Source organism: Pseudomonas sp. MF7453, assembly GCF_016405455.1.
GTDB lineage: Bacteria > Pseudomonadota > Gammaproteobacteria > Pseudomonadales > Pseudomonadaceae > Aquipseudomonas > Aquipseudomonas paralactis.
On sequence record NZ_JAEKCN010000016.1, the window covers coordinates 107,108 to 121,826 of the forward strand.

At 59.7% G+C, this 14,719-nt stretch carries 14 protein-coding genes; 7 read left to right on the forward strand and 7 right to left on the reverse strand.

Annotated elements, in window-relative coordinates:
- Positions 1 to 43: 43 nt before the first annotated feature.
- Both JFT63_RS23215 and JFT63_RS23220 read right to left on the reverse strand, forming a co-directional pair.
- Positions 44 to 481, reverse strand: a complete 438-nt coding sequence (locus JFT63_RS23215; RefSeq protein WP_198844865.1) for a T6SS immunity protein Tdi1 domain-containing protein — start codon at positions 479 to 481, stop codon at positions 44 to 46.
- A 24-nt stretch (positions 482 to 505) separates the two neighbouring features.
- Entirely contained in the window at positions 506 to 850 is a 345-nt protein-coding gene (locus tag JFT63_RS23220) for an FKBP-type peptidyl-prolyl cis-trans isomerase (protein ID WP_198844866.1), read from the reverse strand.
- A 394-nt stretch (positions 851 to 1,244) separates the two neighbouring features.
- Here JFT63_RS23220 and JFT63_RS23225 point away from each other — a divergent pair, with 394 nt between their 5' ends.
- The gene (locus JFT63_RS23225; protein WP_198844867.1) at positions 1,245 to 1,490 is read left to right on the forward strand and encodes a DUF6124 family protein; all 246 of its coding nucleotides are present in this window, start codon (positions 1,245 to 1,247) and stop codon (positions 1,488 to 1,490) included.
- A gap of 198 nt (positions 1,491 to 1,688) precedes the next feature.
- On the opposite strand, the gene JFT63_RS23230 is transcribed toward JFT63_RS23225, so the two are convergent.
- Both JFT63_RS23230 and JFT63_RS23235 read right to left on the reverse strand, forming a co-directional pair.
- On the reverse strand, positions 1,689 to 2,309 hold the full coding sequence (locus JFT63_RS23230; protein WP_186563460.1) for a transglycosylase SLT domain-containing protein: 621 nt from the start codon (positions 2,307 to 2,309) through the stop codon (positions 1,689 to 1,691).
- Between the two features lie 78 nt (positions 2,310 to 2,387).
- Entirely contained in the window at positions 2,388 to 3,356 is a 969-nt protein-coding gene (locus JFT63_RS23235) for a hypothetical protein (RefSeq protein ID WP_186563459.1), read from the reverse strand.
- Positions 3,357 to 3,560: 204 nt separating this feature from the next.
- Between JFT63_RS23235 and JFT63_RS23240 the strand changes: the two genes are divergently transcribed.
- Complete coding sequence (locus JFT63_RS23240; RefSeq protein WP_057704013.1) at positions 3,561 to 5,057, forward strand: PAS domain S-box protein; 1,497 nt, start codon at positions 3,561 to 3,563, stop codon at positions 5,055 to 5,057.
- 103 nt (positions 5,058 to 5,160) lie between these two features.
- Entirely contained in the window at positions 5,161 to 5,433 is a 273-nt protein-coding gene (locus JFT63_RS23245) for a DUF1652 domain-containing protein (protein ID WP_198844868.1), read from the forward strand.
- Here JFT63_RS23245 and JFT63_RS23250 read toward each other — a convergent pair.
- A complete protein-coding gene (locus JFT63_RS23250) occupies positions 5,396 to 6,589 on the reverse strand; it encodes an MFS transporter (protein ID WP_198844869.1) in 1,194 nt (397 codons plus the stop codon). The two genes, JFT63_RS23245 and JFT63_RS23250, sit on opposite strands and share 38 nt — an antisense overlap.
- An 88-nt stretch (positions 6,590 to 6,677) precedes the next feature.
- On the reverse strand, positions 6,678 to 6,986 hold the full coding sequence (locus JFT63_RS23255; protein ID WP_057704010.1) for an RcnB family protein: 309 nt from the start codon (positions 6,984 to 6,986) through the stop codon (positions 6,678 to 6,680).
- Positions 6,987 to 7,169: 183 nt separating this feature from the next.
- On the opposite strand from JFT63_RS23255, the gene JFT63_RS23260 reads away from it, so the two are divergent.
- From JFT63_RS23260 to JFT63_RS23270, 3 genes are all read left to right on the forward strand, one after another.
- Positions 7,170 to 7,727 carry a helix-turn-helix domain-containing protein gene (locus tag JFT63_RS23260; RefSeq protein WP_198844870.1) on the forward strand — a complete coding sequence of 186 codons (558 nt, stop codon included), beginning with the start codon at positions 7,170 to 7,172 and terminating at the stop codon, positions 7,725 to 7,727.
- A gap of 11 nt (positions 7,728 to 7,738) precedes the next feature.
- Entirely contained in the window at positions 7,739 to 9,085 is a 1,347-nt protein-coding gene (locus JFT63_RS23265; protein ID WP_198844871.1) for a glutamine synthetase family protein, read from the forward strand.
- A 178-nt stretch (positions 9,086 to 9,263) separates the two neighbouring features.
- Positions 9,264 to 11,123 carry a DUF3857 domain-containing transglutaminase family protein gene (locus JFT63_RS23270; RefSeq protein ID WP_198844872.1) on the forward strand — a complete coding sequence of 620 codons (1,860 nt, stop codon included), beginning with the start codon at positions 9,264 to 9,266 and terminating at the stop codon, positions 11,121 to 11,123.
- An 874-nt stretch (positions 11,124 to 11,997) separates the two neighbouring features.
- Here the strand turns inward: JFT63_RS23270 and JFT63_RS23275 are convergent.
- Positions 11,998 to 12,891, reverse strand: coding sequence for a LysR family transcriptional regulator (locus JFT63_RS23275; RefSeq protein WP_198844873.1), 894 nt, complete (start codon positions 12,889 to 12,891; stop codon positions 11,998 to 12,000).
- A gap of 128 nt (positions 12,892 to 13,019) precedes the next feature.
- On the opposite strand from JFT63_RS23275, the gene JFT63_RS23280 reads away from it, so the two are divergent.
- A complete protein-coding gene (locus JFT63_RS23280; RefSeq protein ID WP_198844874.1) occupies positions 13,020 to 14,687 on the forward strand; it encodes a GMC family oxidoreductase in 1,668 nt (555 codons plus the stop codon).
- The last annotated feature ends 32 nt before the right edge of the window (positions 14,688 to 14,719 follow it).

Consider the following 14,719-nt stretch of genomic DNA (forward strand, 5'->3'; position numbering starts at 1 on the left):
TGCATTCCCAGACAAGCCCACTTGGGCCAGCGATGCATACTCCTTAATCAACGACGTTGAGCCGCACTTTGGCGCCGTCTGGCAACTCCTTAATCTCTAGCGCCAAAGCACCGCAAAACCGAATCTGCTCGACGTGATCAATACAACGCACATTGCCCATGTCATATTCACCACCCAACACCGGCGAAATCACGAAATGATAGACCTTACCCGGTGCCAACCGGCCCAACACCTTCTCGGCCTGCTCCACCATCGGTTGCAAATACCAGTCGCGCAGAAACGCCTGATCCTTGGAGACCTCATCCAGTGCTTCACGCGTCTGGGCGATGATTTCGCAAGAGAGGGCCTCCGGACATAACCGCCAGTAACGCGCCTGCCCGTCCTTGATCATCAAATTACCAAAAGCCGTGAGACCTACGACTTCGATAGGGTCAATACCAACCCATCCCCAGCTCTCGCGTATCGCCTGGATCATCTCCATACCGCCTCCTTGCAAATCAACGTTTCAATCATCCCGCGTCAGCACTTCCAGCAATTCAATCTCGAAACGCAAATTGCTGTTGGGCTTGATATGCGCGCCCATTGAGCGCTCGCCATAGGCCAGGTGCGCCGGTACATACAAGGTGCGCACGCCGCCAACCTGCATGCCCATCAAGCCCTGGTCCCAACCCTTGATCACGCGGCCAGTGCCGATCACGCACTGGAACGATTTGCCCCGCTCCCACGACGAATCGAACACCGTGCCATCTTCCAGGGTGCCGGTGTACTGGGTGGTGATCAGCGCGCCCTTGACCGCGGTTTTGCCGGTGCCCAGGCGGATGTCTGTAATCTGCAGTTCATCGTGACTCATAGGGTTCTCATTGAGGGGTGAAAGGCTGGGGTTTTCCCAGATTCGGCCGGGTTTGGCAAGTGTAGGAACAGTCGGAACAATGACATTTCCCTTTAACTTGAAGGACGTTTCCGAGAGAATCCCAACCGCTTGCGCCGCCCACATTGCGTGGCTAGTCTTCGTCGGTCACTGCCAATTCAGTGACCGGGTTTAGCAGCCCGCCGATATGACTAGGCGCCAAGCGCCACCTTTTGCTGGGCGCTTTTTTCGGCCCGCGCTTCATGGTGGCCGTGCGCAGGGCACCCTCGGGTGCACCGGGTTCCTAGTCACCGGTCTGCTAACCTGCGTATGGCCGCCACCTTCAATCGTTTAGCAGCGATGGTGACGGCTTCTCACCGACTAGAGGAGCTTCAAAATGGACAAACTTGTCCCCGCACCACCCGCCGCAGAACTGCAATTTTTTGCCACAACACCCGATCTCAGCTTCGAAGACGCCCTGGCCCATGCCAGCAGCGTGTTGCGTTGCGCAGCCGTTGCCGCGCAGACGGCGGGTGAGCAGTTGGATGGCACTTCGCGCACCCTGGTGATTTCGGTCATGCACCTGGTGGAGATGGCCAGCGTGATGGTGGACCGCTCGCTGGAATGCATACAGCCGCGCTGACGCAAAAAAAGTGGGAGGGGCTTGCCTCAAGCCCTCTGTAGGAGCGAGCTTGCTCGCGAAAAACCTCAACGATAACGCGTGGTTCCTGAATAAACGCGGCGCCTATGGGTTTCTCGCGAGCAAGCTCGCTCCTACACTGCGCCTGGACGTTTAAGGCACGCCCCCTCCCACATTTTGATTTGCGAGCAGACCCGGTTTCTACAACCAATGCCAGAACCGGCTCCAGAAGCCGCGCCCCAATTCATCCTTACACCCGGCATATTGCCGCGCATACATCTGTGAGCGCGCTTGTACCTTGCTCGCTACCGGCGGCAGCCAGGCTTTGCTGGCGTAGGTACGCTGACGGTAGCCGCCCCAGCCTTCGTGGTAGTTCAGGTATTGGCCGTAGGCGTCGTATTTGTAGACGCCGTTGATGGTGTAGGTCTTGTCCATGTACCAGCCGATAAAGTCGATGGCGTCGTCGAAGTCTTCGCGATCAGCACCACTGCGGCCGGTGGCCTTGCGGTAGTCGTTCCACACTTCATCCTTGGCCTGGGCGTAGCCCGAAGCGGTGGACACTCGGCCCCAGGGGATGATCCACAACAGGTATTTACGCGGGGTCTTGGCGTCGTAGCGAAAGCCCGACTCCTGATACATGATCGCAAACGGCACCTGGATCGGTACGCCCCAGCGCTTTTGCGTGACCTTGGCAGCGTCGTACCAGTCATCTTTTTCGCGAAAGATACCGCACAGGTCGTTGGGCGTGCGTGGCGGCGAGGTGCCGCACGCCGCCAACATAGAAGTGAGTAGTAACAGTCCAACGGCTTTGCCTGCGCTCAAGGGGCACCTTTGCGAGATACGGGTAAAAGGCCAGCATTTTACCCGTTCACGCAGGCGGCGTCCTTGCCGCAGACAGTTTTAAGCCAAAGGCACGCGACGAGTAGTCAGCGCGATACGGCCGACAAAGAAGCTCAAGGCCGCGCCCAACAGCAACATGGCCAGGGTGCTCCAGGCAGCGCGGGACAATTGCTTGGCCGCCACTTCACCGGCTTCACGGGCTTTTTGTTCAGCCTGTTTTTTCAGCTCATCGACCTTTTGCATGGCTTGCTGATAAGCCTGGGCATAGTTGTCGACGATCTGGGTGGCTTCCTCTTTGCTCTTGCCGGTACGGGCCGCGACGATGTTGACCAGGGCCTCTTTATCCGCTGCATTCAGGGCTGGCTCGCCGGACGCTTTTACCCGCTCGAACCACTGCTTGAGCTCATCACCGGCCTGGGCAGGGTTGGTCGCTGCATCGGTAGCCGATTGTTTGCCATCGGCTGCGGCCTGGTCGGCTTTCTGCTCGACGTTGGCAGGGTCCAATTCAGCCTTGCCACTTTGCTTGAGCAAGGTATCGAGTTGGCCTTGCAGGCTGTTCCAGTCCAGCTCGATCCCCTGCTCGTTCAACTGCTGCTTGATACTGTTGCCAATGCCCGGCGCTGCGGCGGCAATGCCACTGCCCGCAGCAGACAAGCCTTTACCCACGACGTTACCGGCGGTGCCGACAACGCTGGAAGCCAAGCCTGCCAATAGCCAGGTGGTCAGCAAGGTGGTCAAGGTCCAGGTCAGCACCCCGTGCAGCCCGCCGCGATCCGGCGCCGTGCGACCGGCCACAAATGCGCCCAGCGCAATGGCGACCAATGTCGACACAAACAGCCAGATACCTGCACCCGTGCCGAAGCCGCTCAATGGGTTGCCGGCTTCCATCGGGTCAACGGCGCTGGCGCCGATTGCCGTACCCAATACACTCAACACCAGGTAGGTGACCAGTGCGATTGCACTACCGGCCAATACCGAGCTCCATGACACGCGAAACAGCGATCGATTGGTTTCATAGACAGTGGTCATACAAAGGTCCTTTTCAAATGTGGGAGCAAGGCAATGCGCCTTGTTGAGTGTGAGTGTGGCGAAACGACATACGTTCAGTCCTGGCCCATTTGCACCAGGCGGGCTGGTGCATTAGTACTTCCCCCAAGGCAAATTCTCTGCACTATCCTGAAGCCGGGATGTCGTACTCGAATGCACCCAAGCCTTACCCCCCTCGGAGACGTTATGACCCAGGATGTTCTTGCCAAAGAAACCAACCGCCGCCAGTTGCAGCAGATCATTTCCGGGTTGTCCGACGGCGTGATTCTGGCCGAGGTCGATCAAACTATCCTGTGGGCCAACGACGCAGCCTTGACCATGCACGGGGTCAGCACCGTTAAGGAACTGGGTGCCAATACCGAGGCCTATGCCGAGCGTTTCGCCTTGCGCTATCGCAATAATCATCCGTTACAGCTGGACAGCTACCCCTTGAGCCGCGTGGCCGCGGGCGAGGAGTTCAGCGATGTGGTGGTGGAAGTTACCCCCGCCGCCGATGAAAGTCGCTGCTGGGTGCACCGCCTGCGCAGCCTGGTACTGTCCGATGCACAGGGGGAGCCGGAGCTGCTGGTGCTGATCCTCACCGACGCCACCGAATGGGCGAGCGCCGAGCAACGCTTCGAGAAAACCTTCAATGCCAATCCGGCACCGGCGGTGATCTGTCGCCTCAGTGACCTGCGCTACATCAAGGTCAACCAGGGTTTCCTGGAGATGACCGGCTACAACCGCGACCAGGTCATCGGCAAATCCGTGTATGAGCTGGATGTGCTGGAACAGGCCGAGCGCAAAGACCTGGCGATCCAGCGCCTGGGCGAAGGCGCAACTATTCCGCAGATGCAGGCCGAACTGAGATTGCCCGAAGGTGGCAGCAAACTGGTGATCGTCGCCGGCCAACCGTTGGACATGAACGAGGAAGACTGCATGTTGTTTTCCTTCACCGACCTTGAGCCACGGCGCAAAGCCGAAATCGCCTTGCGCCAGAGTGAAGAACGCTTCGCCAAATCCTTTCGCCTTACGCCGGTACCCACCCTGGTGTGCAGCGCCGACAACCGCCAGGTGGTGGATATCAACGAAGCCTTCATGACCATCACCGGCTACATCAGCGAAGAACTGATCGGCAAATCCATCGAAGACATCAATTTTATCGACAGCCCCCAGGCCGGCGCGCAGTTGTTCGCCACCCTGGAAAAAGCCGGCAACCTTGAAGGCCAGGACCTCAAGGTGCGCAAGAAAGGCAACGAGGTGATCGACTGTGTGGTGTCCGCCGATACTGTGATCATTCAGGACGTGCCCTGCTACCTGATGGTGCTGATGAACATCACCGAACGCAAACGCTCGGAGCTGGAACTGGTGGCGGCCATCGAGGAAGTCATGCAGGACGCGTCCTGGTTCAGCCAGACCCTGATCGAGAAACTGGCCAATGCCAAGAGCGTCAACAGCCCCAACCTGCCGAATGTTTCCTTCACCGACCTGACCGCTCGTGAGCGTGATGTATTGGGCCTGATCTGCGAGGGCCTGGCGGACAAGGAGATCGCCTCGCGCCTGAAGCTGGCGCCCAATACCGTGCGCAATCATGTGGCCACGGTGTATTCCAAGCTGGGGGTGCACAGCCGCAGCGCGGCCATCGTTTGGGCCCGTGAACGCGGGCTGTTTGCCGGTGAACTGCGCCTCAAGAACAAGCCCTGACCCGCGCAAATGCACTAGTTCATCTAGTGCGAATTCGCCTTATGGCGCGAGGGGGCACGCAATAACCTTCAAGGGATCGTATTTATGCCTTGAAGGAACCCGCATGTTTACCCTCTCTCAACTGCGCAACTGCATCGAAGAAGGCCTTTCACCGCTCACGTGCGAATTCACCCTGTGCCGGGACGCTTCCTTGACCCTCAAGGTCTTCGACGCCGAGACCGGCCGAGTCGACCTGGTGGTCACGGGTATCAGCACCAAACGCCTGCAAACCCCGCAGGAAGTGGCGAAGATGGTGGATGAGTTGCGCTACGAGCTGCAAAGCAACAACGTCGGCAAGCTCACACTGGATGATCTGCCTTCAACGCCGCTCCCATGAAATAGAACACCCCGCCGCCAACGATAAACGCGCCCAGCATGTAGAACATATAGTGGGCCGGCAGGCTGGCCAACACCAGCCCACACAGCACCGGCCCCAGCGCGGCCCCCAGATTGGACAGGTTCTGCGCCCCGTAATACATGCCCCGCAGGTGGTCCGGGGCGATTCGGTCGATAAACATGTATTCGGCCGGGAACACGATAATTTCCCCAACCGTAAACACCGCCATTGCCAATACCCACCACAACACGCTGGTGGACAGCGCGAAACCGATCAACCCCAGCATGAACATGCTCAAGCCCGCGATCAGCCATTGGCTGAGATAGCGATGCGAAATGCGCCGACCAATCAGATACTGCAAGGCAATCACCAGCACGGCGTTGGTGGTCAGCACTGCACTGATCACGGTGTAGGTGTATTCGGCGGTGGTGGTGGTTACCAGGTATTGAGACAGGTAGGCCGTGAACTGACCGAACACCACCGCACTGAGCAAACCGCCGAGGGTGAAACAGACCAGACGGCGATCTTGCAGCAGCACGCGGGCGACGGCCAGAAACGGCACCGGTTTTTGCGTGGCATCCACAGTGGCCAAGGTGCGGTCGCCCCACCGCCAATACAGCAGGAAAAACCCCAGCCCCAGCAGCGCCGACAGGATAAACGGCAGGCTGATGTCCAGCTTGGCCACCATCGCGCCGAAGGCCGGTCCCACGGCATAACCGATATTGGTGAGGGTGTATTTGATGGAAAACACTTCACTGCGTGCGTCTTCGGGCAACAGGCTGGCGAAGCCGGCTTTCACCGCAATGTCGATGACCGCATAGGCCAGGTTGATCAGAATCAGGCAGCCATAGAACGCCCAAATATCCTGCGCCAACAGCGTGCCGATAAACCCCAGTACAAACACCAGGCTCAACGCGAGCAACAGCCGATAGCTGTTGACGCGATCGACCAGGAAACCACCGTACACACTGAGCAGTGAGCCGACGATCAGCGAACTGCCGATCACCAGGCCAACCTGGGTAATGTCCAGAGCGAAATGGCTGGTGAGGTAGATCACCAGGTAGGGAAAGGTGATGGCCTTGGCCAACGTCAGCAGTAACGTGGCGCACAGCAGCAGGTTTACGGTGCGGGGGTAGGTTCTTATTGTGGCAAGCATCCTGCTCTCTTTTTGTTAAGGTAACGCGACCATTGCGGTCGGTTACCTTAACGCAAGAAACATGAAACGAGCAGGTGGCCCGGCAGGATTATTTCTTGACCGGCGTAATCTCGAGGATGGTGCCGTTGGTGGTCTTGAGCAGGACGTATTTGTCACCTACACGCGCCCATTGGCTCTCATCTTCGGGCTGTTTGAGGCCGTGTTTTTTCCAGTCTTTAATCGCTGATTCCTCGCGCATCAAGATGTCCGGGGCGCGGTCACCTTCTTTCAAGTCACGGGCGTTGATGTTTGAAGGTTGCACGGTTTCCTGAGGGGTATCGCCGGCCTGCACGACAGCGCTGGCGGTGGAAAAGCTGGCGGCAACCAGCAGGCAAGCGGCTAAGGTTTTCGACTTCATGGGTGCTCCTTCAATTAATGGTGCGTACCCAGGTTCCGACCGCGGCGGCGCGCAATCATTCACCCCACTCAGTTTTTCCCTGTAGGCCAGAGATTGCTCCCTCACCACAAGGGTTTGTGCATAGGGTTTGCGAGCGTGAAAATAATCGTGTAATTTTTCATGAAATTACTCGAATTAAATTTCATGAACCAGCAACAAGAACTCGCCACCCTTGCGACCCTGATCCACGACCTGCGCAAGCACAAGAAACTCACCCTGGCGCAATTGGCGCAAAAGATCGAGCGCTCGGTGGGCTTTCTGTCTCAAGTGGAACGTGGGTTGTCGCAACCCACCGTCGCCGACCTGACCGCCATCAGCCACGCCCTTGACGTGCCCACCACGTATTTCTACAGCCTGTCCAAACCCAAGGCGGTGGAGTGGGTGACCCGCCCCAACGAGCGGCGCACGGTGTATTACGCCAATGGCATTACCGACATCCTGGTGTCGCCAAGCATGAATGGTGCGTTCTCGATGCTCGACAGCCTGTTGGCTCCCGGTGCCAACAGCGGCGAGCAAAGCATGAGCGACCGCGCCGAGCAGGCCGGTTTTGTGCTGGAGGGCGAGCTGACGCTGTGGGTTGAGGGTGAACCCGATGCGGTCACCCTCCACGCTGGCGACAGTTTCCACCTGGCCAGTTTCGCTCACTGCCGCTACGCCAACCTGACCGACCTGCCCGCCCGCGTCCTGTGGGTTTACAACTAGGAGCTGCACCCGTGAAAAGCCCATCTGCAACGTTGCTGGCCGAAGTACGGACCTTTCGCCAGAACCACCCCGACGTGCGTTATGTCGACCTGATCGCCCTGGACATTCCCGGGCATTTCTACGGCAAGCGCTACCCGGTGGAGATGCTTGAAAAAGTCGCTGCCGGCAGCCCGTTGAAGTTGCCGCAAAACGCGGTGTTGCTGGGGGCTCAGGGTGGGTTGTTCAAGATTGGCGACTACTGCTTCAACGATGGCGACCCGGATGCCAATCGCCGTCTGGTGCCGGGCACATTGAAGCCGGTGAGCTGGGAATCGCAGCCCTTGGGGCAAATGCTCATCACCTCGGACGGCACCGCAGCGCCGATCGAATTCGAGCCCCGCGAAGTGCTGGCCAAGGTGCTGGAACGCTTGCAGCACAAAGGCATTCACCCCGTGGTCGCGTTTGAGCTGGAGTTTTACCTGTTCGATAAAAAGCTCGACAACGGCTTGCCGCAGTTTGCCCGCGACCCGCTCAGCGATGATGCCGACGACCAGCCCAACCTGCATATCGAGCGGCTCTCGCGTTTCAGTGAAGTGCTCGATGACATGGCGCAAACCGCCAAGCAACAGGGCATCGACATCACCGTGATCACCGCCGAAATCGGCCCCGGCCAGTTCGAGATCAACTTTGGCCACTGCGACGATGGCCTGCGCGCCGCCGACTGGGCCGCGCTGTTCTGCCGCAGTACGCGAGGCGTCGCACTCAAGCACGGTTACCGCGCCAGTTTCATGGCCAAACCTTACCTGCAATTTCCCGGCAGCGGCATGCATGTGCATGTCAGCCTTTACGACGCTGCGGGCAATAACCTGCTTGCCGCCCATCAACAACAACCGCTGCGCCACGCCGTGGCCGGCTGCCTGGAACTGCTGCCCCACTGCATGCCGATCTTTGCACCCAACCACAATGCGTTGCGCCGTCTGGGTGGCACCGTCAACGCCGCCACCCGCGCCAGTTGGGGCTTTGAAGACCGTGATGCATGTGTGCGCATCCCCGAGTCCGACCCGCGCAATTTGCGAATCGAGCACCGCCTGGCCAGCGCCGACGCCAACCCCTACCTGGTGTTGGCAGCAATTCTGGCGGGATTGGAGCATGGGCTTGAGGCCAAGCGCGAGCCCATCACACCCCTGAACGAAGACCGTAACAGCGGCAACGATTTCCCGGTGGAGATGCTCGACGCCGTGCGCGCCATGCAGCAGCAACCGGTCGTGCGCGACAAGCTGGGCGCGGAGTTTGTTGATGTGTATTGCGAGAACAAGCGCCAGGATCACTTGGCTTTCCAGCAAGAGATTCATGCGCGGGAATATCGCTGGTTTCTTTAAAAGTCGCCGAAAAAGACTTGTCAAAACCCTGACTTAAATCAAAGAAAGGCTCTAGAACGGGCCTTTCAGGCGAATAAATTGTCGAACAATCCTGGCTTTTGCCGTTGAGACCCATTATCATCCGGCGCCTTCTCGCTACCCGCCGGGTAGTTGTTCCAATGTGTCACCCGAGGCGCCCATGTACCGTTTTTCGTTTCACCGCCCTTTGATTGCCATCAGTCTGGGGCTTGTTTCCCATTCCGTCAGCGCTGCCCTGCAACCTATCGCCGAAGCTCCACTGGCCAACGACACCGAATTGCACTGCCACTTCAACCGCGACGCCAGTACCGACTGCACCACCACCTACCGCTACACGATCCTCAAGCCTAACGGCCGCGAAATGCTCTCGCGCATCGACTTCGATTACTCCGAAGGCGATACCTTTGAGGTGATCAGCGCCCAGTCCACCCAGCCTGGCGCCAAGCCGGTCGCCCTGGCGGCCACACAAATCGACACGCGTAGCGCGCCCAACCCGGACCAGGGCTTCAGCCGCGATAAACAAACCTCCCTGGCCTTCCCCAACCTGCGCGTGGGCACCAGGATCCGCTACACCGTACGCCACCACTACCCGGCCAAACCGTTGATGAGCCAGTTCCATTACGTGCTCAAGTTCGGCCCCGGTGCGGCCCGCCGTGATCGCTTCAAGGCACGCTTTACCGCCGAACGCCCGATCCACTGGCGCAGTGAAATGTTCGATGCGTTCAACGTCACCCCTTCGAGCAACGGCAAGACCCTGGACGTGGCACTTAAAGCGCCGATCTACCTCAATTACATCAATGAATCCTCGGCTGCCGCCCTGCTGCGCATCCCACGCCTGGAAGTCGGTAGCGCCTTGGAACGTCAGGCTTACTTCGGTGATTTCGCCCAGCGTTACAACCAGATTCTCGGTGCCAACCTGCCGGCGCAAGCCGCCGTCGCCGTGGCCGCCGCACGCAGCCTGGCACCGACTGAGCAAGTGGCCGCGCTGATGCAGCACATCAATGATCACTACCGCTACCTGGGTGACTGGCGCGCCAGCGAGCGTGGTTATGTGCCATTTAGCCTGGCCGAAATCGAGCAGCATGGCTACGGCGACTGCAAAGACCTGGCGACGCTGCTGACCGCCATGCTCAAGGCCGTTGGCATCAAAGCCGAGACCGCGTGGGTGAGCCGTGGTGATGTGGTCGATGCCTTGCTGATTCCGGGCACCCAGGCGCCTAACCACGCCATCGTGCGTGCCGAAGTGAATGGCCAGGTGTGGTGGCTCGACCCGACCAATCCGGTCTTCGCCCCCGGCCAGACCATGCCCGACATCCAGGACCGCTGGGTGCTGGTCAACGACGCCCAGAGCCAGGTGCGCGAAGAGCGCATCCCGCTGGAGCGCCCTGAAGTCTCGATACGCCTGGACAAACAGGTGCAGTACGGCAAAGAGGGAGATGGTGCGGTCAAGGCGACGATCATTTTCAGCCGCCTGCCGCTGATGCAAATGAGCGCCGCCGACCGCCAGCAAGGCACCACCGCCACCGACCAGAACATCTGCGCCAACTTCGGCAACGACATCAGCGACTGCCAGATCACCCGCGAACCCACAGGCTTTGTGGTGCATGACGGCTACAGCGTCACCGCCCGCATGAACGATCAGCGCGCCCTGGAAAAACTGGCCAATGACTATGTCTACACCGACCCGTCGTTGAAAGACCGCTGGGAGGGTTACGTCAACTACCGTCGCCAGGGGCAACAGGCTGACCTTTACCTGGGCAACCCGGAAACCTACGACTACACCTACACACTGACTGGCGGGAAGATGGAAAAAGCCATCCCCGGCTGCACCGTTCGCTCGCCCTGGTACGACCTGGACCTGGACGGAAAACTACAGGATGGCTCGCTGCGCTATCACTATCGCCTGAGCCAGAAAAAACGCTGGCTGACCCATGCTGAAGTGACCAGTGATGCGTTCGGCAAGATGATTGACGAGGCTCGGGCGTGTGCCGAGCAGGTGCATCAGGTAGTAAAGTTCTAGACCGTCCCTGACACACACCATAGCCCAAATGTGGGAGCTGGCTTGCCTGCGATGGCGGCGGGTCAGCTTGCACATGAGTGACTGATACACCGCCATCGCAGCATAGGTATCTACACAACTTCGCTACAACGCTGGACCTGTGGCGAGGGAGCTTGCTCCCGTGACGGCCTGACAGCCGACGCTGATCTAGCTGACGCACCGCGATCCAAATGTGGGAGCTGGCTTGCCTGCGAAGACGGCGGGTCAGCCTGCACATGAGTGGCTGATACATCGCCATCGCAGCATAGGTATCCACACAACCTTGGAGGTTGTTGCAGCCAACGGTAACCACGATGCGAAGCGAGCCGCTCTTGCTCTTGATCTGCTTTTGATCTTGATCTTAAGCGCCCCGTCAAACCACGCTGGCAGGAATTCGACAGGGATTTGGGGGGTAAACCGGCAGGGATGCCGGTTTAGCCGCCCCGCGCCATGGATGGCGCGTGGCGGCGGCCCCCCAAATCACTGGCGGATTACGGGCACACCGAGCCCAGGCGAGGTGCCGAGTGGTGGGGCAAGAGCGTTTTGCTTACTTTTGTCTGGGCCGGCATTCCGGCTTTTCAAAAGTGAGCCGCCGTCAGGGCGGAACCCTAAGTGGCCGTTACCGCAGCAATGGATATGTACGCAATCCAACTGTGTCGACTGTCAGGCCGCCTTCGCGAGCAAGCCCGCTCCCACAGTTGGATGGTGGGTATCAGGTAGAGAAGTGTCGGCTGGTAGGCCGCCATCGCAGGCAAGCCAGCTCCCACAATTGGATTGTGGGGTGTCAGGTAGAAAAGTGTCGGCTGGCAGGCCGTCTTCGCGAGCAAGCCAGCTCCCACCTTTTAGTCCGTGTGTGTCAGCGGGATTCGCCGAGTAGCAAACTCTGCTCGCGCGCGCACAACTCCACCACATAATCCCACAACACCCGCAACCGCACCGACTTGTGCAGCTCGCGACGCGAGCTGATCCAGTAGCTGCGCTGGATACTCTCCGCCGGCAGCAACGGCACCAAATCCGGATCACCCGCCGCCATAAAGCATGGCAACACGGCAATGCCCAACCCCGAACGCGCCGCCTGGTGCTGGGCGATCACGCTGGTGCTGTGGAACACCACCTTGGGGTTGCGACAGAAGCTGTGAAGGAACTTCAGTTCCTGGCTGAACAGCAGGTCATCGACGTAATCGATCCAGGCGTGGCCGGCGAGGTCTTCGCGTTTTTCGATCGGCGGGTGGCGCGCAAGATAAGCGCGGCTGGCATACAACGCCAGGCGGTAATCGGTGAGTTTGCGTGTCACCAGTTGGTCGACGCTGGGGCGTTCCAGGTGGATGCTGATCTCCGCTTCGCGGTTGAGGATGCTGACAAAACGCGGCACCGCCACCAGTTCCACTTCCAACCCCGGGTAACGCTCGAACAGCCCCCCCATGCGACCGGCGAGGAACATCACACCCAGGCCTTCGGCCACCCCCAGGCGGATCTTGCCCAAGGGCGCGGCTGAGTGGGTGAGTTCGTCTTCGGCCAGCAGTGCGACGTTCTCCATGGCTTCAGCATGTTTGAGCAGCGCCTCGCCTGAGGGCGTCAGTTCATAGCCTTGAGCGTGTTGCACGAACAATGCAGTGCCGAGGCTTTTCTCGATGGCCTCGATATGCCGGGCCACGGTGGCATGCGTGGTTTTCAAGCGTTGCGCAGCGGTGAGCAGGCGACCACTGCGCTGCAACTCGAGAAAAAACCGCAGGTCATTCCAGTCGAACATATCGCCTCCATTGCCTCGGCCCGGACCGCGCTGTTTAAAAACGCACAGCAGCTGGGTAAAAACTAACATTTTTAAGACGAAAACTAACAACTAGGATGGGGCCAATAAGAAAAACAAGCGAGCCCCAGATGACCATCGCAATTGCTGAATACGATTACATCGTGGTCGGCGCCGGCCCCGCCGGTTGCCTGCTGGCCAATCGGTTGTCCGCCAACCCGGCCCACCGCGTCCTGCTGCTGGAAGCCGGTGGCCGCGACAATTACCCCTGGATCCATATCCCCGTCGGCTACCTGTTTTGCATCGGTAACCCGCGCACCGACTGGTGCTTCAAAACCGAGGCGCAGGCCGGCCTGCAAGGTCGCGCCCTGAGTTACCCACGGGGCAAAGTGCTCGGCGGCTGCTCGTCCATCAACGGCATGATCTACATGCGCGGCCAGGCCCAGGACTATGACGGCTGGGCGGCGCAGGGTAACCCGGGCTGGGCCTGGAACGATGTGCTGCCGTTGTTCAAACAAAGCGAAAACCACTTCGCCGGCGGCTCACAATTCCATAGCGACGGTGGCGAGTGGCGCGTCGAGCAGCAGCGCCTGTCGTGGCCGATCCTCGATGCGTTTCGTGAGGCGGCAGCCCAGAGCGGCATCGCCAACATCAATGATTTCAACCAGGGCGATAACGAGGGTTGCGGCTACTTCCAGGTCAACCAGAAGGCCGGCGTGCGCTGGAATGCGGCAAAGGCGTTTCTCAAGCCGATCCGCCAGCGCCCCAACCTGACCGTGTTGACCGAGGTGGAGGTCGACCGCGTGCTACTGGAAAACGGCCGCGCTTCCCAGGTTGTCGGACGTCAACACGGCCAGCAGCTCAACTGGAAAGCGCGCAAGGAGATCATTTTGTGCGCCGGCGCTGTGGGCTCGCCGGGCATTCTGCAGCGGTCCGGGATCGGCCCCGCCAACGTGCTCAAGCCGTTGGGCATTGATGTGGTGCATGAACTGCCAGGCGTAGGCGGCAACCTGCAGGATCACCTGCAACTGCGCCTGATCTACAAACTGGAAAACGCTCGCACCCTCAACCAGATCGCCGGCACGCTATGGGGCAAAATGGGCATGGGCCTGCGCTACCTGTACGACCGCAGCGGCCCGCTGTCGATGGCGCCGAGCCAATTGGGCGCATTTGCCCGATCCGGCCCGGAACAGACCTCGGCCAACCTTGAATACCATGTACAGCCGCTGTCCCTGGAGCGTTTTGGCGAACCGCTGCACGGCTTCCCGGCGTTTACCGCATCGGTCTGCGACCTGCGCCCGCAAAGCCGCGGACGCGTAGATATTCGCTCGGCCAACCCGGCGGATGCCCCCCTGATACAACCCAACTATCTCAGCCACCCCGAGGACTTGCGTGTGGCCGCCGACGCCATCCGCCTGACCCGACGCATCGTCGCCGCGCCCGCCTTGAGCCAGTTCAAACCCTTGGAATACCTGCCCGGCCAAGACCTGCAAACTGAAGAACAACTGCACGAGGCCGCCGCACGGATCGGCACCACGATTTTCCATCCGGTGGGCACCTGCCGCATGGGCGATGACAAAGACGCCGTGGTCGACAGCCAACTGCGCGTACACGGCATCCCCGGCCTGCGCATTGCCGATGCGTCGATCATGCCGCGCATCACCTCCGGTAATACCTGCTCACCCACGCTGATGATCGCGGAGAAGGCCGCGCAGCTAATCCTGTCACCCAACACTGCAGGAGCGAGCTTGCTCGCGAAAAACCCACCAGCACCGCGCACCACAGGGCACCCCGCGTAATCATTAACGCACTATGAAGTTGAAAAACACCG

What these genes read in the sequence shown, in the direction of transcription:
- JFT63_RS23215 (WP_198844865.1), bottom strand. Translation starts at nt 481, where the DNA reads ATGGAGATGATCCAGGCGATACGCGAGAGCTGGGGATGGGTTGGTATT.
- JFT63_RS23220 (WP_198844866.1), bottom strand. Translation starts at nt 850, where the DNA reads ATGAGTCACGATGAACTGCAGATTACAGACATCCGCCTGGGCACCGGC.
- JFT63_RS23225 (WP_198844867.1), top strand. Translation starts at nt 1,245, where the DNA reads ATGGACAAACTTGTCCCCGCACCACCCGCCGCAGAACTGCAATTTTTT.
- JFT63_RS23235 (WP_186563459.1), bottom strand. Translation starts at nt 3,356, where the DNA reads ATGACCACTGTCTATGAAACCAATCGATCGCTGTTTCGCGTGTCATGG.
- JFT63_RS23240 (WP_057704013.1), top strand. Translation starts at nt 3,561, where the DNA reads ATGACCCAGGATGTTCTTGCCAAAGAAACCAACCGCCGCCAGTTGCAG.
- JFT63_RS23245 (WP_198844868.1), top strand. Translation starts at nt 5,161, where the DNA reads ATGTTTACCCTCTCTCAACTGCGCAACTGCATCGAAGAAGGCCTTTCA.
- JFT63_RS23250 (WP_198844869.1), bottom strand. Translation starts at nt 6,589, where the DNA reads ATGCTTGCCACAATAAGAACCTACCCCCGCACCGTAAACCTGCTGCTG.
- JFT63_RS23255 (WP_057704010.1), bottom strand. Translation starts at nt 6,986, where the DNA reads ATGAAGTCGAAAACCTTAGCCGCTTGCCTGCTGGTTGCCGCCAGCTTT.
- JFT63_RS23260 (WP_198844870.1), top strand. Translation starts at nt 7,170, where the DNA reads ATGAACCAGCAACAAGAACTCGCCACCCTTGCGACCCTGATCCACGAC.
- JFT63_RS23270 (WP_198844872.1), top strand. Translation starts at nt 9,264, where the DNA reads ATGTACCGTTTTTCGTTTCACCGCCCTTTGATTGCCATCAGTCTGGGG.
- JFT63_RS23275 (WP_198844873.1), bottom strand. Translation starts at nt 12,891, where the DNA reads ATGTTCGACTGGAATGACCTGCGGTTTTTTCTCGAGTTGCAGCGCAGT.
- JFT63_RS23280 (WP_198844874.1), top strand. Translation starts at nt 13,020, where the DNA reads ATGACCATCGCAATTGCTGAATACGATTACATCGTGGTCGGCGCCGGC.